The organism is Candidatus Nitrotoga arctica (assembly GCF_918378365.1).
Taxonomy (GTDB): domain Bacteria; phylum Pseudomonadota; class Gammaproteobacteria; order Burkholderiales; family Gallionellaceae; genus Nitrotoga; species Nitrotoga arctica.
In genome coordinates, this window is record NZ_OU912926.1 from 697,278 (window position 1) to 721,563 (window position 24,286).

The 24,286-nt window shown below is 49.9% G+C and carries 22 protein-coding genes and 1 pseudogene; 20 read left to right on the forward strand and 3 right to left on the reverse strand.

Annotated elements, in window-relative coordinates:
• Positions 1–6 precede the first annotated feature (6 nt).
• Together MKZ32_RS03235 and MKZ32_RS03240 are read left to right on the forward strand one after the other, a co-directional pair.
• The gene (locus MKZ32_RS03235; protein ID WP_239795949.1) at positions 7–966 is read left to right on the forward strand and encodes an Mrp/NBP35 family ATP-binding protein; all 960 of its coding nucleotides are present in this window, start codon (positions 7–9) and stop codon (positions 964–966) included.
• Between the two features lie 91 nt (positions 967–1,057).
• The gene (locus MKZ32_RS03240; RefSeq protein WP_173053174.1) at positions 1,058–1,513 is read left to right on the forward strand and encodes a tetratricopeptide repeat protein; all 456 of its coding nucleotides are present in this window, start codon (positions 1,058–1,060) and stop codon (positions 1,511–1,513) included.
• Between the two features lie 419 nt (positions 1,514–1,932).
• Here the strand turns inward: MKZ32_RS03240 and MKZ32_RS03245 are convergent.
• Positions 1,933–2,309 (reverse strand): annotated as a pseudogene (locus tag MKZ32_RS03245) (helix-turn-helix domain-containing protein); the annotation flags it as partial.
• 234 nt (positions 2,310–2,543) lie between these two features.
• On the opposite strand from MKZ32_RS03245, the gene MKZ32_RS03250 reads away from it, so the two are divergent.
• The 14 genes from MKZ32_RS03250 to MKZ32_RS03315 all read left to right on the forward strand — a co-directional run bounded on the left by MKZ32_RS03250 (position 2,544) and on the right by MKZ32_RS03315 (position 18,837).
• Complete coding sequence (locus MKZ32_RS03250) at positions 2,544–4,322, forward strand: ABCB family ABC transporter ATP-binding protein/permease (RefSeq protein WP_239795950.1); 1,779 nt, start codon at positions 2,544–2,546, stop codon at positions 4,320–4,322.
• A 306-nt stretch (positions 4,323–4,628) separates the two neighbouring features.
• Entirely contained in the window at positions 4,629–6,032 is a 1,404-nt protein-coding gene (leuC, locus tag MKZ32_RS03255) for a 3-isopropylmalate dehydratase large subunit (protein WP_239795951.1), read from the forward strand.
• 23 nt (positions 6,033–6,055) lie between these two features.
• Positions 6,056–6,202, forward strand: a complete 147-nt coding sequence (locus MKZ32_RS03260; RefSeq protein WP_239795952.1) for an entericidin A/B family lipoprotein — start codon at positions 6,056–6,058, stop codon at positions 6,200–6,202.
• Between the two features lie 2 nt (positions 6,203–6,204).
• Positions 6,205–6,843, forward strand: coding sequence for a 3-isopropylmalate dehydratase small subunit (gene leuD / locus MKZ32_RS03265; protein ID WP_239795953.1), 639 nt, complete (start codon positions 6,205–6,207; stop codon positions 6,841–6,843).
• A 34-nt stretch (positions 6,844–6,877) separates the two neighbouring features.
• Complete coding sequence (gene leuB, locus MKZ32_RS03270; protein ID WP_239795954.1) at positions 6,878–7,963, forward strand: 3-isopropylmalate dehydrogenase; 1,086 nt, start codon at positions 6,878–6,880, stop codon at positions 7,961–7,963.
• 285 nt (positions 7,964–8,248) lie between these two features.
• Positions 8,249–9,271: an aspartate-semialdehyde dehydrogenase gene (locus MKZ32_RS03275; protein ID WP_239795955.1), complete on the forward strand. Its 1,023-nt coding sequence runs from the start codon at positions 8,249–8,251 to the stop codon at positions 9,269–9,271.
• Between the two features lie 74 nt (positions 9,272–9,345).
• Positions 9,346–11,952, forward strand: a complete 2,607-nt coding sequence (locus MKZ32_RS03280; RefSeq protein WP_239795956.1) for a motility hub landmark protein FimV — start codon at positions 9,346–9,348, stop codon at positions 11,950–11,952.
• Positions 11,953–12,429: 477 nt separating this feature from the next.
• Positions 12,430–13,191, forward strand: a complete 762-nt coding sequence (gene truA / locus MKZ32_RS03285) for a tRNA pseudouridine(38-40) synthase TruA (RefSeq protein ID WP_239795957.1) — start codon at positions 12,430–12,432, stop codon at positions 13,189–13,191.
• Positions 13,192–13,441: 250 nt separating this feature from the next.
• Positions 13,442–14,071, forward strand: coding sequence for a phosphoribosylanthranilate isomerase (locus MKZ32_RS03290; protein WP_239795958.1), 630 nt, complete (start codon positions 13,442–13,444; stop codon positions 14,069–14,071).
• Positions 14,037–15,248 carry a tryptophan synthase subunit beta gene (gene trpB / locus MKZ32_RS03295; RefSeq protein WP_239798083.1) on the forward strand — a complete coding sequence of 404 codons (1,212 nt, stop codon included), beginning with the start codon at positions 14,037–14,039 and terminating at the stop codon, positions 15,246–15,248. The genes MKZ32_RS03290 and trpB overlap by 35 nt, the downstream gene beginning before the upstream one ends.
• Positions 15,249–15,277: 29 nt before the next feature.
• Positions 15,278–16,078, forward strand: a complete 801-nt coding sequence (gene trpA, locus MKZ32_RS03300) for a tryptophan synthase subunit alpha (RefSeq protein WP_239795959.1) — start codon at positions 15,278–15,280, stop codon at positions 16,076–16,078.
• Between the two features lie 192 nt (positions 16,079–16,270).
• Entirely contained in the window at positions 16,271–17,179 is a 909-nt protein-coding gene (gene accD, locus MKZ32_RS03305) for an acetyl-CoA carboxylase, carboxyltransferase subunit beta (RefSeq protein ID WP_239795960.1), read from the forward strand.
• Positions 17,180–17,318: 139 nt separating this feature from the next.
• Positions 17,319–18,068, forward strand: a complete 750-nt coding sequence (locus MKZ32_RS03310; RefSeq protein ID WP_239795961.1) for an MBL fold metallo-hydrolase — start codon at positions 17,319–17,321, stop codon at positions 18,066–18,068.
• Between the two features lie 340 nt (positions 18,069–18,408).
• Complete coding sequence (locus MKZ32_RS03315; RefSeq protein WP_239795962.1) at positions 18,409–18,837, forward strand: MltR family transcriptional regulator; 429 nt, start codon at positions 18,409–18,411, stop codon at positions 18,835–18,837.
• A 47-nt stretch (positions 18,838–18,884) separates the two neighbouring features.
• Here the strand turns inward: MKZ32_RS03315 and MKZ32_RS03320 are convergent, their stop codons facing one another.
• Entirely contained in the window at positions 18,885–20,246 is a 1,362-nt protein-coding gene (locus MKZ32_RS03320) for an IS110 family RNA-guided transposase (RefSeq protein WP_239795878.1), read from the reverse strand.
• A gap of 474 nt (positions 20,247–20,720) precedes the next feature.
• On the opposite strand from MKZ32_RS03320, the gene MKZ32_RS03325 reads away from it, so the two are divergent.
• Both MKZ32_RS03325 and MKZ32_RS03330 read left to right on the forward strand, forming a co-directional pair.
• Positions 20,721–20,909, forward strand: a complete 189-nt coding sequence (locus MKZ32_RS03325; protein WP_239795963.1) for a hypothetical protein — start codon at positions 20,721–20,723, stop codon at positions 20,907–20,909.
• Positions 20,894–21,208: a type II toxin-antitoxin system RelE/ParE family toxin gene (locus tag MKZ32_RS03330; protein ID WP_239795964.1), complete on the forward strand. Its 315-nt coding sequence runs from the start codon at positions 20,894–20,896 to the stop codon at positions 21,206–21,208. Before MKZ32_RS03325 ends, MKZ32_RS03330 begins: the two co-directional genes overlap by 16 nt.
• A 25-nt stretch (positions 21,209–21,233) precedes the next feature.
• On the opposite strand, the gene MKZ32_RS15610 is transcribed toward MKZ32_RS03330, so the two are convergent.
• Positions 21,234–21,422, reverse strand: coding sequence for a hypothetical protein (locus MKZ32_RS15610; RefSeq protein ID WP_420887753.1), 189 nt, complete (start codon positions 21,420–21,422; stop codon positions 21,234–21,236).
• Positions 21,423–21,591: 169 nt separating this feature from the next.
• Between MKZ32_RS15610 and glmS the strand changes: the two genes are divergently transcribed.
• Positions 21,592–23,418, forward strand: a complete 1,827-nt coding sequence (glmS, locus tag MKZ32_RS03335; RefSeq protein ID WP_239795965.1) for a glutamine--fructose-6-phosphate transaminase (isomerizing) — start codon at positions 21,592–21,594, stop codon at positions 23,416–23,418.
• 54 nt (positions 23,419–23,472) lie between these two features.
• A complete protein-coding gene (locus MKZ32_RS03340) occupies positions 23,473–24,255 on the forward strand; it encodes a ParA family protein (RefSeq protein ID WP_239795966.1) in 783 nt (260 codons plus the stop codon).
• Positions 24,256–24,286 lie beyond the last annotated feature (31 nt).

Consider the following 24,286-nt stretch of genomic DNA (forward strand, 5'->3'; position numbering starts at 1 on the left):
GTTTAAATGACGAAAACTATTGAAATAAAGAACATGAGAGACACCCGGACGGTGGCTGCGCCAGCGAAGGACTGCGGATATTTTCATGGCTGTCAAACATGTGACGAAAATGATACGTGTAAGCTGGACCGTGCTGCTCATAAAAAATGGTTGATTAATAAGCGGATGGCGGATATCAAGTACAAAGTTCTTGTCGGTAGTAACAAGGGCGGCGTGGGCAAAAGTACCACCACGGTTAACCTCGCCTGTGCCTTGGAAAAACTGGGTTACAAGGTTGGCTTGGCGGATGCCGACCTTCATGGGCCAAATATTCCAAAGATGCTTGGGATTGAGAATGTAAGACTTCGCGGGGATAAAGACGGCATCGCCCCGCACATCATGCCTGCGGGGTTAAAGGTTGCGTCTTTGGGTTTGTTGATAGAAGACCAGAACGAGCCAGTTGTCTGGAGAGATGCAGTAAAGTACGAATTTATCATTGAACTCCTTGGGAATATTACCTGGGGGAAGCTCGACTTCTTGATAATAGATCTACCACCCGGCACGGGGAATGAACATATTACGATCATGGATTTTATTCCCAATCTGGATGGGGTTGTTGTTGTAAGCACTCCGCAGGATGTTGCGCTTCTTGACGCAAGGAAAATGATCTCTTTTGTAAAAGAAAGAAATACACCCATTATCGGAATTGTTGAGAACATGAGCGGTTTGATCTGTCCACACTGCAGTGGTGAGATTGACGTATTCAAGAAGGGCGGAGGAGAACGGGTCGCGAGTGAACTGGGCGTGCCATTTATTGGCGCGATCCCGCTCGATAGCGAGATAACCATTTGTGCGGATAAAGGAGTCCCCGTTGTGCAGGCTTATCCAGAATCTCCTTCAACCAAGGCATTTATGGCGGTTGCCGAAAGATGCGCGATATTTTTAGGCGCTCATCCAGAACAGGAGAGCGGCGGCGGGGCTGCGTAAAGTTTTTGAAGGTATTGTAAAAACATTCCAAAATTGAAGCACGAGAGAATAATAGAACAGGTTAACAGTAAAACCGTGTAGGAAAGTAAATATGAGTGAATCAAACGATTTTAAAGAGGGGCTGAATTTTTTCCTGAGTAAAGACTATATCAATGCGGAAAAGTGTTTTAGAAAAGCTGCAGAGCAGGGAGATCCCGAGGCACAGTTCTGTCTTGGTGATATGTACAATAATGGTTATGGGGTCGCAAAGGACGAGCGGAAAGCTGTGGTTTTATTTCGTAAGTCTGCAGAGCAGCGATTTGCGCCATCACAAATTAATTTAGGTATTATGTACTCTCAAGGGAGTGGCGTTGAGCAGGACCTTATTGAAGCGTTTATGTGGCTAAATATTGCTGGTCGAGCAGTCGATGAAGAAGGGGGGGATCTTGCTCTCGATGAGGAGGGAAGGGATCTTCTTGGGGTTGTGGAAGAACAAATGACGGCCGGTCAAATTACGGAAGCACTGCGACGATCAAGTGTTTGGATGAAAACGAATCAATTACTCTAAATTGGGTATCCACTTCATGCACGTATTGATGACTTGCAATATTAATGATAAAGCTGTAAGCGGGTGGGTTGACGGCAACGGTTTGTTGAGCCACGCGGTAAAAGAACAGTACGCTGTTGTTTGATTGGCCGTGGTTGAAGCGAAATATGAATGCATCGAGAGGCAATAGAGATGCTTTTGTTGAACGCCGCCGTGGGCGGTTTGGAGCAGCCACCGCTTGAGTAGAGGTATAGCCCATGAACGTGCGGTATAACATTATGTGTATTAGCTCAGACATAATCTGACAGTTACCGGATTTTCGGGTGTCTGTCAGATTAAATTTGGTTTAGGGAGACGCTGATTAATTCAAAATTTCGCGGAATTTCGCGCGTAACCAATTGATTCTTAAATATGTGAAATTTTGAAACGCGAATTAATCAGCGCTTCCTTAGATTTCTTCCATTCCAATCAAGTTTGTGCCGCAGCCAAATAAAGCGGATGCCACTACCTGCAACAAATACTCTGTGTTTACGTCATTCATTGCTGGTGCTGTGCTGACCATGTGCAGGAAGTCTACTGCATAACCGATGACAGCTTGTTCTGTGCCTTCGTTAACACGGTTCTAAAGATTAGGTACACGGCGCTCGCGATGGATGAGTCCTTCTGAACCTTCGGTTTCAACAAGTTCTTGATAGCGATAAAACGTGTTTCTCGACACGCCCATAATCTTGCAGGCTTTAGAGACGTTTTGAAGTTCTGAAGCAAGATTGAGCCATCCTGCTTTATGATTAATGATTGGGTTGCTCGTATGAAGCATGAGCGTTACCTTTCTTTAAATTTGATTACGGATTCGACACCCATATCAAACTTGGTAACGCTCACTTTTACAGGTGCATTGTCAGATCAGATTTTTGACTACAACTTAATGTATAGGTCTAAGCAGGAATCACCAAGAAATTGGGGAGTGGGAGTACGGTGGGGTCGCGATATTGTGGAATCGTGCATTGCGTGACACGGTTACAATGCGCCTATTCATCTCCTTCCCATCATAATGCGCCCTCGTTCTGCTACCTCAACTCCTGCACCTCGTGGCGATTGGAATATCATTCGCATTCTTTTGCCTTACCTGCTGGAATTCAAGGGTCGTGTTGCGCTAGCGTTGTTGCTGCTGGTGCTGGCTAAACTGACTAACGTGGCGGTGCCGCTGTTGCTCAAGGAAATCGTGGATGCTCTGGATAAGCCCAAGGCAATGCTGTTGGTACCGGTGTCACTCGTGGTTGGCTATGGTTTGTTGCGACTCTTCAGCACACTGTTTGGCGAGTTGCGCGACGCAGTATTTGCCAAAGTAACCCAGCGTGCCATACGGCGCGTAGCACTCAAACTGTTTGTTCATTTGCATAGTTTAAGTCTGCGCTTCCATTTAGAGCGGCAGACTGGTGGCGTATCGCGTGATATTGAGCGTGGTACGAAAGGAATCAGCTTTTTACTCAATTTTATGCTGTTCAGCATTCTGCCGACGCTGCTGGAAATCGGCCTGGTCGCAGGAATCCTGTTTTATAAATACAACGCGTGGTTCGCGGTTATCACTTTCATCACGCTGATTGTGTATATCGTTTTTACCTTATTCATTACAGAGTGGCGCATGATATTTCGCCGTACCATGAATGATATGGATTCAAAGGCAAACACACGCGCCATAGACAGCCTGCTTAACTATGAAACGGTAAAATATTTTGGTAACGAGGACTATGAAGCACGACGCTACGATGAACACATGAGCAAGTGGGAAACCTCGGCCGTGAAGAATCAAACTTCCCTGGCAACGTTGAATGCCGGGCAGAGCGCTATTATTGCCATCGGCATGACCGCGTTGATGCTGCTGGCATCGAACGGTGTGGTAAAAGGTGAGCTGACCCTGGGCGACTTGGTTCTAATCAACGTCTTCATGTTGCAACTTTATATGCCACTGCATTTTCTTGGCTTTGTTTATCGTGAGATAAAGCACTCTCTGGTGGACATGGAAAAAATGTTCCGCCTGCTCGATGAAAACCGTGAAATACAGGATGCGCCAGATGCGGTTGCGCTGAAGGTTGATCAAGCTGCAGTACATTTTGAGCAGGTGTGTTTTTCTTACGAACCAAAGCGACAGATTTTATTCGATATCAGTTTTGATATTCCGCCTGGACATACGGTCGCCGTGGTGGGCTCAAGCGGAGCGGGCAAATCTACCTTGTCACGGTTGCTGTTCCGTTTTTATGATGTAAATTCAGGATGCATCCTGATAGACAATCAGGACATTCGCAAGGTAACGCAGGCCAGTTTGCGTGCGGCGATTGGCATCGTGCCACAAGACACCGTGCTGTTTAACGATAGCATTTATTACAATATAGCTTATGGCCGTCCCGAAGCCACGCGTGAAGAAGTGTTGCATGCGGCGCAGTCGGCCCATATTCACGCTTTTATACAATCGTTACCGGATGGTTACGACACCATGGTGGGTGAGCGTGGATTGAAGTTGTCTGGTGGAGAGAAGCAGCGTGTGGCGATTGCGCGCGCTATTCTTAAAAATCCTGCCATCCTGATTTTTGACGAGGCGACTTCTGCGCTGGATTCAAAATCCGAGAAGGTGATTCAGAATGAATTGCGCAACGTCGCATATAATCGAACCACACTGGTTATCGCTCATCGCCTGTCCACCATCGTTGACGCAAATCAGATATTGGTAATGGACGGTGGGCGCATTGTTGAGCGTGGTACGCACCGTGAGTTGCTGGCGAAACAGGGCGTATATGCGCAAATGTGGGCTCTGCAACAGCAAGAAGAAGAGTGACCCAAATCTTATTGCCCTTTGATTCATTTTTGCCCAGTTTTTTCAAAAGTGAATTAGCCGGAGCGTCTTTATTTCAGGCCATTGTCACTATGTCTGACGCGTGGTTTAACCTGTTCAATTAATAGCTTGTCCAATGTAGCCTTAATAGCGTGGAACTGTGGCTGATTTCATGCTATTCCCCATCGTTCAGGATCGATTTTCATTGGAAATACAGCTCTTTTTCTAGGTTCTTGTATCGAAGAGGCTGTCCGTGGCGGACAGCCCACATGCTGTGGCATAATCACGCGCTATAAAACGAAAGCGAGCATGGGTACACAAACTCTTTACGACAAACTTTGGAATAGCCATTTGGTTCACGAAGAGCCCGATGGCACCACGTTGATTTATATCGATCGCCATTTGGTGCATGAAGTGACCAGTCCACAGGCATTTGAGGGCTTGCGGCTGGCTGGGCGCAAGCCCTGGCGTATAGCTTCCATGCTCGCCGTGGCGGATCACAATGTACCAACTACAGATCGCACGCAGGGTATTGCCGATCCGATTTCACGACTGCAAGTGGAGACTTTGGACAGTAATTGCGATGAGCTTGGTATTACCGAGTTCAGGATGACGGATGTGCGCCAGGGCATCGTGCATGTTATTGGACCGGAGCAGGGCGCGACCTTGCCGGGTATGACCGTGGTATGTGGTGACTCGCACACCAGTACGCATGGTGCGTTTGCTGCGCTGGCGTTTGGCATTGGTACATCGGAGGTTGAGCATGTGATGGCGACACAATGCTTGCTGATGAAAAAAGCTCGTGCCATGCAAGTGGTGGTGGAGGGCACGCTCGGTAAGGGTGTCACTGCCAAGGACTTGGTGCTGGCGGTGATCGGCAAAATTGGTACGGCGGGGGGAACGGGCTATGCGATCGAATTTGCCGGTAGCGCGATCCGAGCGCTGTCTATGGAAGGGCGAATGACAGTATGCAACATGGCCATCGAAGCAGGCGCCCGTGCCGGTATGATAGCGGCGGATGACACCACGATCAGCTACCTCAAGGGTCGGCCTTTTGCGCCACAAGGTGAATTATGGGACAAGGCGGTAGATTACTGGCGTACTTTGCATAGTGACGATGGTGCGCAGTTTGACAAGGTGATACGACTGGATGCTGGGGATATAAAACCGCAAGTAACTTGGGGTACCTCGCCGGAAATGGTGGTGGCGGTGGATGGTAACGTACCTGATCCAGCATGGGAGAGCGACCCCGTGAAGCGCAGCAGTATTGATCTTTCTTTAAAGTATATGGGATTGCAGCCGAATACGCCGATTACTGAGATTCAGATTGACAAAGTATTTATCGGTTCATGCACCAATGCTCGCATTGAGGATTTGCGCGCTGCGGCAGAGGTGGTGCGTGGCAAGCATGTTGCTGCCAATGTCAAGCTGGCGATGGCGGTGCCTGGTTCTGGGCTAGTCAAACAGCAGGCTGAGCGTGAGGGTTTGGATAAAATATTTGTCGAGGCGGGTTTCGAATGGCGCGAGCCAGGATGCTCTATGTGCCTTGCGATGAATGCGGACAAATTGGAGCCAGGTGAACGATGTGCTTCAACTTCCAACCGCAATTTTGAAGGACGGCAGGGGCCGGGCGGCAGGACACATTTGGTAAGCCCTGAGATGGCAGCAGCAGCAGCTATTGCCGGCCATTTTGTAGATGTCAGAAATTTTTAGAATTATTTTGCGTATAGGAGGAAATGAGAATGTTTAAAATGGTGTTGGTGTTGTCCTTGGCTATGGTAACAGGATGTAATACCGTAGGAGGATTTGGCAAGGATTTGTCCAAAGTCGGCGGCTCGATTGAGAAAACAGCGGATGAGGTAAAGAATAGCAATGGAAAATAGTAATGGATAAGTTTATCCGTGTTGATGGCATGGTTGTACCGCTTGACCGTGCCAACGTGGATACGGATGCGATCATCCCCAAGCAATTTTTGAAATCGATCAAGCGCACCGGTTTTGGTCCCAACCTGTTTGACGAGTGGCGCTATCTTGACCACGGCGAACCGGGCATGGACAATTCCAAACGGCCACTCAATCCGGATTTTGTGTTGAACCAGTCGCGTTATCATGGTGCGCAAATTTTGTTGGCCCGTGAGAATTTCGGTTGTGGCTCATCGCGTGAGCATGCGCCGTGGGCGCTGGATGATTACGGCTTCCGCGCCATCATCGCCCCTAGCTTTGCAGACATTTTCTGTAATAACTGTTTCAAAAATGGTTTATTGCCGATAGTGTTGGATACTGCGAGCGTAGATGACTTGTTTCAGGCGGTGACCGCGACGCCGGGCTATCATCTGAAGATTGATCTCGAGCAGCAAAGCATCATTGCGCCGAATGGGATGGTGTATCGCTTTGAGGTGGATGCCTTTCGCAAAAATTGCTTGTTGAATGGGCTGGATGACATTGGGCTAACCCTGCAGCATGTGCGAGAGATCAAGGAATATGAAGCACGGCGTAAACCTGAAGCACCCTGGTTGTTTACCTGAATCAATTCCTTAGGCCGAGAAGAAAGCTGAGTTTATGAAAATCGCTATATTGCCGGGTGACGGCATTGGGCCAGAAATTATTGCACAAGCTGTTAAGGTGCTAGAAGTCTTGCGACGCGAGGGGCTACCGGTGGAGCTGGAATACGCACCTATCGGAGGTGCGGGATATGATGCATCAGGCGATCCGCTACCGGATGCTACGCTGAACTTGGCACAGCAGTCAGATGCCGTATTGCTCGGAGCGGTGGGGGGCTATCAATATGACGCACTGCCGCGCTCGCTACGTCCGGAGCAAGGTCTGTTGCGCATTCGTAAAGGGCTCAATCTGTTTGCTAATTTGCGTCCAGCGCAGCTGTACCCGGAATTGGCAAATGCGTCTCCACTGCGCCTAGAAGTGGTGTCTGGGCTAGACATCATGATTCTGCGGGAATTGACTGGTGATATTTATTTCGGCCAGCCGCGTGGCATTCGGACGCTCGATAATGGTGAACGGCAAGGTTTTGATACCATGGTATATAGTGAATCTGAGATCGCCCGCGTAGCGCATGTTGGCTTCCAGATTGCCATGAAACGCGCCGGTGAAAATGGTGTGGGGAAAGTTTGTTCAGTGGATAAGGCTAATGTGCTGGATACGAGTATGTTGTGGCGTGAAATAGTGACTGAGGTAGCAAAGGAGTATCCGGCAGTCGAGCTGTCACATATGTATGTGGACAACGCTGCGATGCAACTGGTGCGGGCGCCCAAGCAGTTCGATGTAATTCTCACCGGTAATATATTTGGTGACATCCTGTCGGATGAAGCCTCCATGTTGACTGGCTCTATCGGCATGTTGCCTTCCGCTTCGCTGGATGCGAACAACAAAGGTTTGTATGAACCTTGTCACGGCTCCGCACCGGATATTGCACGCAAAAATATTGCCAATCCGTTGGCAACGATTTTGTCATTGGCAATGATGATGCGCTATACATTTGCTCGCGTAGATATCGCACAACGCATCGAATCGTCTGTGCGCAAGACTCTGCAGCGGGGTTTGCGTACTGCGGACATTGCCGAGGCGGGTATGGAGAAAATTGGCACGGATGCGATGGGCGATGCTGTGGTTGCGGCGTTGTTAAATTAATTTAATGAGATAAACCACTGGCTTTGCTAAAGGATTCCTCAAGGTTGGCTTAAACGTCATTGTATTGAAACTTTTGTTTCTTTTATGCAAGTAGGCGTCTCAAGATGAACAGAGTATTGGAGTCTGAATCATATTGAGATGGGACTGTAAATATCATGTAGTTTTTATTCCAAAGAGGTAGAGGCGAGCGATATTTGGGCAACACATGGGTTACCAGCGCCTTTGATATGATCCAGCAATTGACCTCGGGCTCTGCCGGGGGTAATTAATCAAGAGGATGGAAGCATGAACAAGAAATACGATGTCGCGATATTGGGTGCGACGGGTGCTGTTGGCGAAGCAATGCTGTCAATTCTGGAGCAGCGCAACTTTCCGGTCGGTAAGCTTTTCCCTCTGGCTTCCAGTCGTTCTGCCGGTTCTACAGTGACATTCCGCAATCAGGAAATTACGGTTCAGGACGTGGAAGATTTCGATTTTTCGCAGGTGCAGATCGGCTTGTTTTCCGCTGGTAGCAGTGTGTCGGAAAAATATGCGCCGATCGCTGCGGCAGCTGGTTGTGTGGTGATCGATAATACTGCGCAATTCCGCTACGAGGACGATATTCCGCTTGTGGTGCCGGAAGTGAATCCGCATGCCATTGCGCAATATAAGAACCGGGGCATTATTGCCAACCCGAACTGTTCCACCATCCAAATGTTGGTGGCGTTGAAACCTATCCATGACGCAGTAGGCATAGAGCGCATTAATGTTGCCACGTATCAGGCCGTCTCTGGCACTGGCAAGGAAGCCATTGAGGAATTAGCGGAGCAGACACGTGCTTTGTTTAACCATCAAGAAGTGAAGACCGAGGTTTATTCTAAACGCATCGCATTTAACGTGCTGCCGCACATTGATGTGTTCATGGATAACGGTTATACCAAAGAAGAGATGAAGATGGTGTGGGAGACTCGTAAGATCATGGAAGACGAGACCATTATGGTGAATGCTACTGCTGTGCGGGTGCCAGTGTTCTATGGCCATTCAGAGGCCGTGCATATTGAAACACACAAGAAAATCACAGCTGACGAAGCGTGCGCTTTGTTGGAAAAGGCGCCAGGTGTGCAGGTGATGGATAGGCGTGAGCCTGGAGGCTATCCTACTGCCATCGAAGCAGCAGGACAGGATGCGACTCTGGTAGGGCGTATCCGTGAGGATATATCACATCCGCGTGGTCTTAATCTGTGGGTGGTGAGCGATAATGTACGGAAGGGCGCAGCACTTAACAGTGTGCAGATTGCCGAGATTTTGATTGAGACGTATTTAGCGTGAGCTTTTAGCTTGCGCTGATAACTCCATGATGTTATGTTGTTCATGTTAAATAAAATCTTTATAAAGGTGGCAGTGTGCTGAAATCACTCGTCAAAGTATTGGGTCTAGCTATCAGTTTAGTTTTGTCTGGTTTTTCTTATGCGATTAGCATGGGCGATATTAATGTGGCCAACACCTTGGGTGAGCCCATGAATGTGTTGATAGAACTAGGGACGGCCAGCAAAGATGAAATAAGTAGTCTGTCTGCGCGCTTGGCTCCGCCCGAAGTATTCAAGAATGCGGGCTTGGATTATCCGTCCGGGTTGCCTCCTTTGAAATTCAAAATTGAGACGAATGCTAATGGCGAACCTTACATTAAGATAACTTCAGTGCAACCGATTAACGAGCCATTCGTTAATCTATTGGTGGAATTGACTTGGTCATCTGGCAAGCTGCTGCGAGAATACACTTTCTTACTTGATCCGCCAGGTTATGTTCCAGTACAACCGCAGCCAGCAGAAGTAAAACCAGTAGAGCCAAGCATTGTTGATGTGTCCGAGCTTGAACCAAAAGGTAAGGAAGAGGTAATTGAATCTCCGTTGCCAAGCACTGCATTAATGGTGGATGAAAAGCAAGCTGTTGACGAAATACCTGTCGTCGTTAATAAACCGAATGAAAGTAGTAACGTTGCTTCCGGTGCTATTAAGGTGAAACGCGGTGATACCTTGAGCAAGCTTGCACTTCAAATAAAGACTCCCGACGTTAGTCTGGAGCGCGCGCTAGTCGCTCTGTATCATACCAATGCCGACGCATTCGATGGCAAAAATATGAACCGTCTGAAAATAGGCAAAATCTTGCAGATGCCAGAGCAATCCGAGCTGGATAATCTGCCTCAGATGAAAGCTGTAAAAGAAATTCGCGCACAAGCTGATGATTGGCATGCCTATCGCCAAAAACTTGCGGCAGCCAGTGGACTTGTGACAGGGGATGAATCCAAGCAGGAAACCTCCGGTAAAATTAGTACCACTGTCTCTGATAACGCCCCCGCAGCCAAAGGATCCGCGAAGGAAGTAGTGAGATTGTCCAAGGGTGAAGCGCCCGGTGACAAAACCTCTGCAGGCGATAATGCAAGAACTTTGCAGAACAAGCTTCATGCACTGGAAGAAGAAGGGATCTCCAAGAGTAAGGCGCTCCAGGAAAGCAATGAGCGTGTTGTAGCGTTAGAAAAAAATGTCCAAGATTTACAGCGCCTGATCGATTTGAAGGGGCAGCCCCCCGCAGCGCAAGTGAAGCCTGTCCAGAATTCAGTTGAAGGTCAAGCTGCAACTAAATTGAATGAAGACCAACCGGGAGCTATGTCACAAGTCCCTGCTGTTACTTCACCAGTAACTAATGTTGCTTCTGAGGTTGTAGCTGTCAGCGCAGTTGCGACCGTCAGCCCGGTGCAACCAGTCAAGCCAATAACCAAACCCAAGTTGGTTGTTACGCAACCTTCCCTGTTGGAAGTGATACGTGGTCAACCACTTTACATGGCTGGCGGAGCGGCTGCGCTGCTGGGGCTGATTGGACTTGGTTATCTGGTGACCCGGCGTGGTAAGGACAGCGGGAAAAAAACTAAACTGGGTGATAAGTCGGTTGAGCATACGATAGGGTCCTCTAATCAAATACTTACACCTACAGCCTCTTCTCCGAAGACTGATGATTTTGCTAATGCCATTGCTACGACCAGCGGTATTAGCCAAACGCAGGCCGATGATTTCGATCCGATCAGCGGGGCAGACTTGTTCTTGAGTTTTGGTCGTGATGAGCAAGCGGAAAAAATTCTGAAAGAGGCCCTGATCAAGAATCCGACTAATCATCAGATCCATCTCAAACTGTTATCCATTTATGCGAACCGTAAGGATGTGGGTTCATTCGCTACCATTGCGCGTCAGTTGCGGGATTCTGGAGATGCGAGTGCTTGGGAGCAAGCAGCCCTAATGGGCATCAAGCTTGAACCGAACAACCCAATGTATGGTGGTAATGTAAGTGCGGCAGTAGGGGAATCATTTGTTGCCACTCACGCCCCTGAGGTCATGCTTAATGAGGGCGGGGCAACAAAACCGCCATCTTCCTTGGATTTTGACCTCGACCTTGATTTTGATGCACCGAAAGCATTAACAGATACCGCTGAGACAAGTAAGTTTGGCTCTATTTCAAAAAGTACAACGATGGATTTTGATGTGACTTCCAGCCATGCAAAATTGCCTGTGTCAAGCACTGATAAAGTCGGAACTACTCCAATAAATTTGGATGATTTTATGCTAGATGTGCCAGCTAATCCTGCTCTAACCCCGGCAATGACTACTCCGACGAACGCCAATGAACCTATTGATTTCGCGCTGGACTTCCCTTCTACAGATACAAGTGCGGATAAACTTGAGGTTTCCCCTGTGAAAGCTGTGCCCAAGGAAATAATGGATATCGGTTTGGGCGATATCAGTTTGAATCTGGATAAACCTGTCGTTTCTGCTCCTGCTCTGTCAGCTGAGGAAAGGGATGCACAATGGCACGACGCCGCTACCAAGCTTGATCTCGCTAAGGCCTATCAGGAAATGGGGGATGCTGCAGGCGCACGTGAAATTTTAGAAGAAGTTGTACGCGAGGGGAATGAGCAGCATCGAATGGCTGCTGAAGCACTGCTACGGCAACTACCTGTATAGTTTAATATATATACATCGAACGGCAGCCCGCATTTGTGGCTGCCGTTTTCATTGAGTCGACATTATTCGGCGGGATTGCGGCCATCAGTGTTCGAGTTTGTTTGCTTATCGTCATCTGCATACAGCCCCGTGGCACTAAATTAGCTTCAGCAGACAATCTGCGCGATTGATTTTTTAAATCCGGCTTTCTAGAAGTGCTCATTACTATTCTTAATGAAATGGATTTATATGGTTTCCTAATCTGTCGTGCTTATCTCCCTTTGGGTTTGTCTCGGTATTTCTATTCAATCATTACGAACTACAGAATTGCTGTTTGTAGGTTTTCCGCTGTTAGCAGTGGCCTTCGTTTTGTCCGCTACCTGCTTGATACACTGTTGCGCCGCACGTGCTGGATTGTGCTATCGTTGCTCCATCATTCACAATGCGTGATGGCATGATACTAACTATAAGCTGTGCTCTGCTTGTGTTAGCGCTGCTGTGAGAATCGCACTTGGTGTGGAATACGACGGTAGCCAGTATTTTGGCTGGCAAAGTCAAGCCAGTGGCCATACGGTGCAAGATGCATTGCAAGTTGCTTTGAGCGGCATTGCCAACGAGCTTATTTCAGTCATCGCAGCTGGGCGTACTGATACCGGTGTACACGCGCTGGAACAAGTAGTGCACTTTAATACCAACGTAGAAAGACCACTGACTGCTTGGGTACGTGGCGTCAATGCCTTGTTGCCGAATAGCATCGCAGTATTGTGGGCACATCCTGTGCCGGAAGAATTTCATGCACGTTTTTCTGCCCAGGCACGTAGTTACCGCTATCTGCTTATCAACCGCTCAGTGCGCAACGCCTTGCAGCATGGTAAAGCAGGCTGGTTTCATGCGCCACTGAATGTGGAGAAGATGTGTGAGGCCGCTCAGTATTTATTGGGGGAGCATGATTTTAGTGCACTGCGCGCCGCGGAATGCCAAGCCAAATCACCCATCAAAAACTTGGCGCAACTCGATATTCAAAAGCAAGGCGATACCATAATTTTCAATCTCAGCGCCAATGCTTTCCTGCACCATATGGTGCGCAACATCGTTGGTTGTCTGGTATATATTGGAAAAGGTAAGCACCCGCCGCAGTGGATGCGCGAAGTACTGGAGGGTAAAGAGCGTAGTCTTGCTGCACCAACCTTTGCACCAGATGGCTTGTATCTGTACCGGGTTACTTTCGATGCAAAATGGAAATTGCCACAACTTGAGTAGGGTGCGCTTACGCGCTACATTCAAGGGATACCTGTTCGTTGCGTCATGATTACCTTGGCTTCTTTTGTAAAACATTTAATGATGTGTCAGTATCTTTTCATACGTTGAAATTCTAATTAGAGCTGAGAGCCCTCGTTTACCAACCCGCTGCTCAGGACCGATGGATCGAAAATATTTAGATTGAAATTTAGTCAATCGCTTGAATGCATTACAATGCGGCCTCGATTTATTATCAGCCCGTTTCATTACTATGATTCGTATTAAGATTTGCGGTATCACGCGTGTGGAAGATGCGCTGGCTGCCGCGTACAGCGGTGCAGATGCACTCGGACTGGTGTTCTATGATAAAAGTCCGCGCTATGTAACGCTGAAGCAGGCCGCTCTACTGGCGGCTGCGATTCCGCCGTTCGTGACGCTGGTGGGGTTGTTTGTGAATGCCAGCGCAGAAGCGGTGCAAGAGGTATTGCAGCAAGTACCGTTGGATGTATTGCAATTTCACGGGGAAGAAGAACCAAAGTTCTGCGCGCAGTTCGATCGCTCTTATTTGAAGGCGGTGCGAGTCAAATATGGGGTGGATTTGGTACAATGTGCGGCGCGTTATAAAGATGCGCAGGGTTTGTTGCTTGATGCATTCATCGAAGGCACGCATGGCGGCACGGGGGTATCCTTTGACTGGACAATGATTCCGCAAAATTTGCCCCTTCCTGTAATTTTGTCCGGGGGCTTGCACGTGAATAATGTGGCGGATGCAATCAAGCAGGTGCGGCCTTGGGCCGTGGATGTTTCCAGCGGTGTGGAAGCTGCGAAAGGAATTAAGGATGCAGCGAAAATCGCCGCATTCATCAATGAGGTTAAGAAAATTGGCTTACAACTATCCTGACAGCACGGGTCATTTCGGACCTTACGGTGGTATTTATGTTGCCGAAACTTTAATGGGCGCGCTGGATGAGTTACGTGTCGCGTATGAGCATTATTCTGTTGATCCTGAGTTCAAGGCCGAGTTTGCCTATGAGCTAAAGCATTATGTCGGGCGTCCCAGCCCGATTTACCATGCGCGGCACTGGTCGAAACGGCTGAATGGCGCGCAAATTTATCTGAAGCGTGAAGATCTTAATCATACCGGCGCGCATAAGGTGAATAACACCGTAGGACAGGCGCTGCTGGCTAAGCGCATGGGCAAGCCGCGTGTGATCGCCGAGACCGGTGCGGGCCAGCACGGCGTAGCGACGGCTACCGTGGCGGCACGTTACGGCATGGAATGTGTAGTGTACATGGGCGCGGAGGACGTTAAACGTCAAGCCACTAATGTATATCGCATGAAGCTCTTGGGCGCCACTGTCGTGCCAGTAGAGAGCGGCTCCAAAACACTTAAGGATGCGCTCAATGAGGCGATGCGCGATTGGGTCACCAACATCGAAAATACTTTCTACATTATAGGCACTGTGGCTGGGCCGCATCCATATCCGATGATGGTGCGCGATTTTAATTCAGTGGTAAGCAAGGAATGTATGGTTCAGATGCCGGAATTGGCAGGACGTCAGCCGGATGCGGTGATCGCCTGCGTGGGCGGAGGCTCGAACGCCATGGGCATTTTTCATTCTTACATCGATGTGCCTGGTGTGCACCTTATCGGTGTGGAAGCGGCGGGCAGCGGCATTGCCAGTGGTCAACACGCAGCCGCACTGACTGCGGGTAAGCCGGGCGTGCTGCACGGTAATCGTACTTATTTGTTGCAGGATGAAAACGGTCAAATCATTGAAACACACTCTATTTCCGCCGGGTTGGATTATCCGGGCGTCGGCCCAGAACACGCATGGCTTAAAGACAGTGGGCGGGCGCAATATGTAGCTATTGAGGATAGTGAGGCGCTACAAGCTTTTCATGATCTATGTCATTATGAAGGCATTATTCCGGCGCTGGAATCCAGTCATGCTTTGGCTTATGCGGCCAAGATCGCACCAACGATGGGGCATGATAAAGTCCTGCTGGTCAATCTATCCGGACGCGGCGATAAGGACATGGCGACCGTAGCGCGGGCTTCTGGTATTGAACTGTAACTTTCCTGGAATTACCTTGCAGGTACCTCATGTCACGCATTCAGACCACATTTGAAAAACTTAAGCAACGCGGCGGTAAAGCGTTGATTCCCTTTATTACGGCAGGTGACCCTAACCCACAAATTACTGTTCCGCTGATGCATGCGCTGGCAGAGGTGGGTGCAGACATCATTGAAATTGGCGTGCCATTTTCCGATCCAATGGCGGATGGCCCAACTATACAGCGCTCTTCGGAGCGAGCACTCAAGCATGGCGTAACGTTGCATGACGTACTCGATATGGTGGCGAAATTTCGTGCTAGGGATGCAAGTACGCCCGTAGTGCTGATGGGTTATGGCAATCCTATTGAGGCAATGAGCTGGGAACGCTTCGCCACGCGCTGCGCGCAAGTGGGAGTGGACGGCGTGCTAACGGTGGATTTTCCGCCGGAAGAAAGCCACGAGGCGTTTGGTCACTTGCATCGGCATGGCGTGGATCCCATTTTTTTGCTTGCGCCTACTACATCCGATGAGCGTATCGCGCAGGTGGCCAAGCTGGCGCGCGGTTACGTATATTACGTGTCGCTTAAGGGTGTGACTGGGGCAGGGCATCTGGACTTGTCAGCTATAGCACAGAAAATTCCGCACATTCGACAGCACATCGGCCTGCCTATCGGCGTGGGCTTCGGTATTCGTGATGCAGATACAGCACGAGCGGTGTCAAAGCTGTGCGACGGCGTGGTAGTTGGCAGCCGCATCGTGCAGGAAATTGAGGGTTCGAACGAAGAATCTGTAATCTCCAATGTTTCAAGGCTGGTTAAGGAATTGCGCTTGGCAATAAATCAGGCCTAGGGTGTCTCGCTGGCCTTTAGAACACAAGGTTTTGTTCTGTCGAGTGTGTGAGTAACTACACTGCTTTCTCCACATTGATGCTTATCAAAGAAGTGCGGTTCGAAAGGTTGGGCGCCTGTCCCGCTCGTAAAAATTCTGCGCAATTATCATGCGACAAATGCACGTTCGGATTAAGGATTTAAGGAGGATTGCATGAGTTGGTTTCAAAAATTATTGCCCCCAAAAATTAAGCGTAGGGAGTTGGGGGAAGAGAGCAAGAAGAATGTGCCAGAAGGACTGTGGCACAAATGTCCATCATGTCAGGGGGTACTGTACTACTCTGATTTGGAGAAAAACAAAAGTGTTTGCCCCAAGTGCAATCATCATCACCGTGTTACCGCGCGCACTCGGCTGAACTGGCTCTTAGATGCGGAGGGGCGTTTCGAGATTGGTGCTGAAGTGCAGCCGCTGGATACGCTGAAATTTAAAGATAGCAGAAAATACAGTGAACGCCTGACGGCGGCGCAGCGGGACACTGGTGAGAGTGATGCGCTGGTGGTAATGCAGGGAAGTGTACATGCCATCCCGCTGGTGGCGGCAGTGTTCGAATTCAGCTTCATGGGCGGCTCCATGGGATCGGTAGTGGGAGAACGCTTCGTGCGCGGTGTGCAGCTTGCTACCGAACAGAAAGCCCCTTTCGTGTGTTTTGCCGCCAGCGGGGGGGCGCGCATGCAAGAAGGATTGTTATCGTTGATGCAAATGGCAAAAACCTGTGCCGCGCTGACCCAATTGAGTGCAGAAAAACTGCCATTCATTTCGGTGCTGACCGATCCGACTATGGGCGGCGTGTCCGCCAGTTTTGCTTTCATGGGCGATGTAGTAATTGCTGAACCCGGCGCAATGATCGGCTTTGCCGGTGCGCGGGTGATTCAGCAGACAGTGCGCGAGACGCTACCGGAAGGCTTTCAGCGCGCGGAATTTTTAATGGAACATGGTGCTATTGACATGATTGTGGATCGTCGCCAAATGCGCGACCAGCTCGCTACGCTAATTACGCTGCTTACCAAGCAGCCGACGGTCATGGCAGTGGAGGGCGCCAGTGCAAACTTTGCCATAGATTAGTGTAGTACTTCACTCCTGATAAAACTTATAAAATCTACGAAACTTCACGAAATAATGCTTTTTCACTCACGTGAATTCGTATGGTCAAATTTTTGTCATTTGCAACTCTATGTGAAACATTTGAGTTAAACACACCACCATGATCTTTCGTCAGTTGTTTGAGCCGTTATCAAGCACCTATACCTATTTGCTGGGCTGTGAGGAAACGGGGCAAGCTGTTCTCATTGATCCAGTTATCGTCTCGGTCGATCGTGATCTTGCCGAAATCAGTCGGCTTGGATTGACGCTGGCCTATAGTCTGGATACCCATATTCATGCAGATCACATCACCGCCGCTCGCGAATTAAAATCAAAAGTAGGAAGTAAAATTGCGATGCCGGCTTTTGATCGATTGCCTTGTGCAGATGTGGGAATTGAAGAGGGAACGCCGTTTAACGTGGGTAGCATCCAATTGCAGCCGTTGCATACCCCTGGGCATACTGACGGACACTTTTCCTATTTGATGGGCGACCGAATATTCACCGGTGACTCGTTGCTAATCGAGGGATGTGGCCGCACCGACTTTCAGAATGGCGACGCAGATGCGCTATACAAAAGCGTCAGAGAAAAGCTGTTTTCCTTGCCGGATGAGTGTCTCGTTTATCCCGCTCATGATTACAAAGACAGGCGCGTTTCTTCCATCGCGCAGGAAAAAAAACGTAATCCTCGCTTGGGTGAAGAGTACACGCTGTCGCAATTCAAAGATATTATGGCGAACCTCAATTTGCCATACCCCAAGTTCATTGATTTTGCAGTGCCAGGCAATAAACTGTGCGGCGTTTGCCCAGATCATCTGCCTGAAAATCTTGAGAAATATTGTGGTCATATGACCGTTAGTCCGCAAGGATAACGGGCACCGAATTGAAAAGACGGGAGCGGTGAGAGGTTGGGCTTCATTTCATTCAACCTAAGCTACCGAGCTGAGAACCAGCTTGAGCTTCCGTCCGTAAAATTTTAGACTGTCCTAAAATTAAATTTCAGCCGAATAAACGGTTAAGGCGATGAAAATAGTGAGGTGTTGGTGATGCTCGGCAATACTTGCCGATATAGGCAGCATTGTGGGCTTATGAAATGTTTTCTATATTACGTTAGGCATTATCATGGCTACCTTTTTCTCAGACGAAGCAATTGAACGCTCCTTGGCGCTTGTCACAGAGCTACAATAGCAAACTGATCGAGGCGTAGCAATCGTGGGCGTGGCTTGGGTCGAGGAGGCGTTAGTAGCTGCAATTCAGGCCTTTCTCGAAAAAGACAAATCTGCCTGGGATCGCCTTTTTCGCAAGAGTGGACCGCTGTCGTCTCTCTCCGCGAAGATTGATCTTGCGAGACTCCTAGGAATGACGAGCAACGCAATTTCATCTGATTTGCACATTCTGCGAGAGGTTCGCAATGAGTTTGCACACTCTCTTTTTGACAAGGACAATGCCTCGCTCTCGTTCATAACTCCTAGAATTAAGGACAAGTGCTTGGCATTGCGCTGCATACGGCACGAGAGTAATACAGAGCCCCGTACCGTATTCATTAGTGCCTGTGCAATGCTGAATTCGGATTTCTATATGCACGAATTCTTCGGAGTTCCATTGGTTGACGGTGGGCGCGTTACAGTTTATGGCGAATGATGCCTCTTAAGAAACACCTCCCAACCAACTGATTTTAAAAAGTAGAGTTAAGCGGGCTGTTCATTGACGACGAGTTTCATCCCCATTTTTTCAGCGCGCTGGGCTAGTTGCCGCAACACTCTTTCGCGATAGCGTTCTTCGTAGTAGTCCTGCCCTTGGTCGGTATATTCTTCTCCCTTGGTAAGCATGGTGTAAATCAGGCGTGCCAACTTGTGCGCGGCGGCGGTTACGGCTTTAGGTTTGTCCATGCGCCCGCACATCCTGCGGAAATATGCGCCCAGCGCCGACTGGCTGCTGCGCAATGCTGCTGCGGCCAATCTCAAGGCTTGGGCCGCCCGGTTGGCTACGCGCTTGGTCTTGCCGCTCATCACTTTGCCTCCGGTAATCTTGGTGCCGGGGCATAGCCCCAGCCAACTCGCGAAGTGCCCTGCCGTGGGGAAGCGCGACATGTCCGCCCCGGTCTCGGAGATCACCGCAAGCGCGGTGGTGACGTCGATGCCGTCGATGCGCGTAAGATCAACTCCGCACATCCTGAACAATTGCGTGCGCAGATCAAACTTCGGCGCGTTGCGGGCGCGACCACGCTTCTTTCCCTTCGCTGGTTCGCCGTCATGAACTTGCAGGCTTTGCAATTGCCCCTCGATCTCACGGTCGCACTCGGCTAGCTGTGTGCCGATGAAATCGAACATATCCAGCGCTTGCTTGAGCGCAAACAGATGCTCTGCGCGCCAGTTGCCTTGCAGGCTTTTTGCGATTTCGTCAGCGGTAGCGCGAATGCGCACATTCTTCATTGCGGCCAGCACTTGACCGTCGCGCTCGCCAGCGACAATGGCGCGCAGAATCTTTTGCCCCGTCTCGCCGACCACGTCCGAGATGACGTTGGTGAGCTGGATGTTCATCTGCGTGAGCGCCTTTTGCATGCGCTGCACATGCGTGCCCTGGCTTCTCAAAAGCATCCCGCGCTGGCGCCATAGAGAGCGCAATACGCACACGGCTTCGGTAGGACGAAATGCGCCGCGAAGCAAACCGTAGGTCATGAGTTGCTGCAACCATTGGCAGTCCAGCACGTCAGACTTGCGGCCCGAGACATTTTTGACGTGGCGCGCATTGACCAGAAACACTTTGAAGCCGCGCGATTCCAGAAGCTCGAACAAAGGGATCCAGTACACGCCCGTGGATTCCATCGCGACCGTGTCCACCCCGCAAGCGTCGAGCCAGTCGGCCAAGGCGTTGAGGTCAACCGTAAAGCTCGAAAACTCCCGGACAGGCTCGTCGTCCCTGTCCGGCGGCACAGATACGTAATGGGACGAACTACCGATATCGACTCCAGCCGCATGGGGATGGGTGATCGTTAAAGGCTCTCTGGATTTGCCGGGTTTGATACTGATTTTTTGCTTGCGTTGCACCATGATTATCTCCATCATTCGTTTTGGAATGTGGTGCCACATCGGGTACGTCGTCAAGCTCACTCTCTTAAACGGGATATCGGCCAAGCGTCCCAACAACGCCAAGCCAATTCACCAATGTCGATGACGTCACCCATGACCACGCTAACCCTCGGGCAATATGCACCATTGCTATTCCGGTCTTCCGTGGCACCTCATTCCACTTTGCCACATTCGGAGAGCGACGTGTTTCTTCGGCGCGATTTGCGGCACGGGGCCGATTACTACGCTAACCCTTCGGTTACCTCAAAGCGCGGTAGGTTGGGTTGAATGAAATGAAGCCCAACATCTTACCGCACACCAGATGAGAACAAAGGGTACAAATCTGGACATCCCGCTTTTTGTCTAACGCTACATTCGAATGACACGCTCTAAAAGCGGCGTGCCCCTCAATTTGAACGGTATGAGTTCAATGAAACAAAACGATCGGAGGTCAAAATGAACGCAGCAAAGGAAAAGATACGGGAGCTACTTGAAAAGCTGCCCGAAGATTGTACGGTTGAAGACGTGCAGTATCATCTTTACGTTTTGGAAAAAATTCAGCGCGGTATATCTCGGGCGGAGTCCGAAGGCGTCATAACACAAGAAGAAGTTGAAAAGCGGCTGAGCAAATGGACTACCGAATAGAGTGGTCACCTGAAGCGACCGAGGATATCGAAGCAATCGCAGAGTTCATTAGCCGAGACTCTGAATTTTACGCGCGAGCGGTGGTGTCCAAGATATTGTCGGTTTCCAGAACCCTCGCAGATTTCCCATATATTGGTCGCGCAGTGCCTGAGCTTGGCGACGAAAATATCCGGGAGCGGTTCGTGTACAGTTATCGACTTGTGTATTGCATCGAACAAGAAAAGATTTTAGTGGTGGCTGTTGTTCACGGAAAGCGCCTATTGGAGTCCATATCCAATCGCTTTACGGATACAAACTAAGGGGGCATACCTGGCGGCGCGCCCCTTAGCCCAAATATGGGGGCCTACTCTTGCCAAGCTTTCCATCGATGATTTTGAGAGTAGGAAAAATTCCTTGAATTCTGCTCGGTACCAATCTGATCCATACGACCAGCCGATGCTCATTCTTGAATTCATGGGCCGTGCCCATGCTCGCCACAATCGCCTTGGCCTTGATCAGTCCAATATCCGCTATCTCAGCAAATTTTCAGTCCGCTTTACACATCCCCTGAAACAAGGAAATACTGGAACTAGACGGGATCAGTCGCGACTTTATAGATGTCATAAAATTATAAAACATTCGAGTTAGGCACAAGTCTCATTCTTGCTACAATTAGCGCTTGTAATAAATAACGGAATTAATTATGTGTGGAATAATCGGGGCAATAGCGCAGCGCAATGTCGTTCCTATTCTTTTACAAGGGCTGCAACGCCTGGAATATAGGGGTTATGACTCAGCTGGATTGGTGGTCGTCGAGAACAATGAGTTGCAACGCATTCGCAGCACCGGACGCGTTGCGGAATTAACCACACGAAGCGCTGCTACCAGCGGTCATATCGGTATTGCCCATACGCGTTGGGCCACTCACGGCGTGCCCAGCGAACGTAACGCGCACCCGCACTTGAGCAGCAATCTCATTGCCGTAGTGCACAATGGCATTATCGAAAACTACGAAGAGCTACGCACGCGCCTGACGGCGCAAGGCTCCGTATTTACATCCGACACTGACAGCGAAGTCATTGCACATCTTATTAATAGCTACTATGCGCGCGGCAATAGCTTGTTGGTTGCAACTCAGGCGGCGCTTGCGGAATTGGTGGGCGCTTATGCTATTGGGGTAGTGGCAGCGGACAATCCGAGCCAGCTAATTTGTGCGCGCAAGGGTAGCCCGCTATTGTTGGGAGTGGGAATTGACGAGCATTTCATCGCATCGGATGTATCAGCGCTGTTGCCGGTGACAAAAAATGTGGTGTATCTGGAAGAGGGCGACGTGGCCGAAGTAAGTTTGCACGGTTACCGGATTTTCGATGCTAAGGGCCAAGCGGTGGAACGTCCGGTACACGTCAGTAAACTGTCTAACGCAAGCATGGAGCTGGGCGAATATCGTCACTACATGCAGAAGGAAATTCACGAGCAGCCGCAAGCGCTCGCGGACACGTTGGAAGGAGTATGTAACAGCCAGTCGCTGATACCCGGCATTTTCGGTGCCGAGGCCGCTGCTGCGTTCGAACAAGTTGAAAGCATCCTTATTCTCGCTTGCGGCACCAGCCACCATGCGGGGCTAGTGGCGCGCTACTGGCTCGAAGAAATTGCCGGCATTCCATGTACCGTGGAAATCGCCAGCGAATATCGCTATCGCGTAAGCGTGCCCAATCCCAAGTCGCTAGTCGTTACTATTTCTCAATCGGGTGAAACCGCCGATACTCTGGCTGCGCTCAACCATGCTAAGGCATTGGGTCACCCACATACTCTTTCCATCTGCAATGTACCGGAAAGCGCGCTGGTCAGGCTCTCCAAGCTACATTTCCTGACGCGTGCAGGGCCGGAAATTGGTGTCGCCTCAACCAAGGCATTTACTACACAATTAGCGGCTTTGTTCCTGCTTACTCTGGTTCTCGCCAAGCAGCGGGGAAGGTTGAGTGCAGAAAAAGAACAGCGCCACTTACATGCGCTACGCCATTTGCCCAGCGCGGTTCAGTTGGTATTGAAACTTGAACCTGATATTGCGCAGATGGCCGAGCGTTTTACCGACAAGCGCCATGCCCTGTTCCTAGGGCGTGGACTGCACTATCCTATCGCACTGGAAGGTGCACTTAAGCTAAAGGAAATATCTTACATTCACGCTGAAGCTTACCCCGCTGGTGAATTAAAGCACGGGCCACTAGCCTTGGTGGACAAGGACATGCCGGTTATTGCCGTTGCTACTAACGATGCATTGCTGGAAAAGCTCAAATCCAACCTGCAAGAAGTACGCGCACGAGGTGGAGAGCTGTATGTATTCGCCGATGCGGGCACGCGGTTTCATTCGAGCGAGGGCGTACACTTAATGCAAATGCCCGAGCATGCCGGATATTTGAGCCCTATTCTGCACACCATTGCGCTGCAACTGCTGGCATATTACGTGGCATTGCAAAAGGGAACTGATGTCGACAAGCCGCGCAATCTGGCCAAATCTGTCACTGTAGAGTGATGAGTCAGCGAGTTATGCTTGTTTCGCATCCGCCCATTACGGGGTTTTTCCAGAATGGCGGTTATCACTGTATTCAATCAGAAGGGCGGGGTGGGCAAAACCACCACCTGCCTCAATCTTGCCGCTGCGCTGGCCATGGGGCAGCGGCATCCCATCGCTCTTGATCTTGACCCTCAAGGGCATTTAAGCTTGGCCTCTGGGCTGAAAGATGCCACTTTATCTGATGCTGGCATGGCTGCCTTTTTTAGGCTGAACACTCCGCTTGCCAAACTTCTGCGCGATACGCCAGCGGGTTGGCAGATCGTCTCCTCCTCGCTCGGGCTGTCCAAGATCGACGCGCTGTATGGCAGCGATCCCAAGGCTGCTACCCTATTGAAAAAAGGTCTGAGTGAAGATTTGGCACTCACCGGTGCGCCGATTCTGATTGATTGTTGCCCCATGTTGGGAGTGCTCACGCTTAACGCTCTGCTCGCCTCGGATCGAGTGCTGATTCCGGTTTCGGCGGACTTTCTCTCGCTGCAAGGTGTGCATCTTCTGGATTCCGCACTTAATGTATTAGAGGTCAAACTTAAACGTTTATTCGAGCGCCGCATTGTGGTGACCCGATTCGATGCGCGGCGTAAGCTTTCGTATGAAATTTTCGACAAACTTCGGGACCGTTACGGTTCAGTGGTATGCAATACACGCATTAGCGAAAACGTTGCGCTTGCCACCAGCCCTATGCATGGTAAAGATGTCTTCGCTTACGCCCCACATAGTCCTGGCGCGGCGGATTACAAGGCGTTAACCGCAGAGTTGATAAATAGCGGATTTTTTGAAGAAAGAGTGGCAGTTTGATTTCAACCTGGATGCCTTAAATATCCAAGCC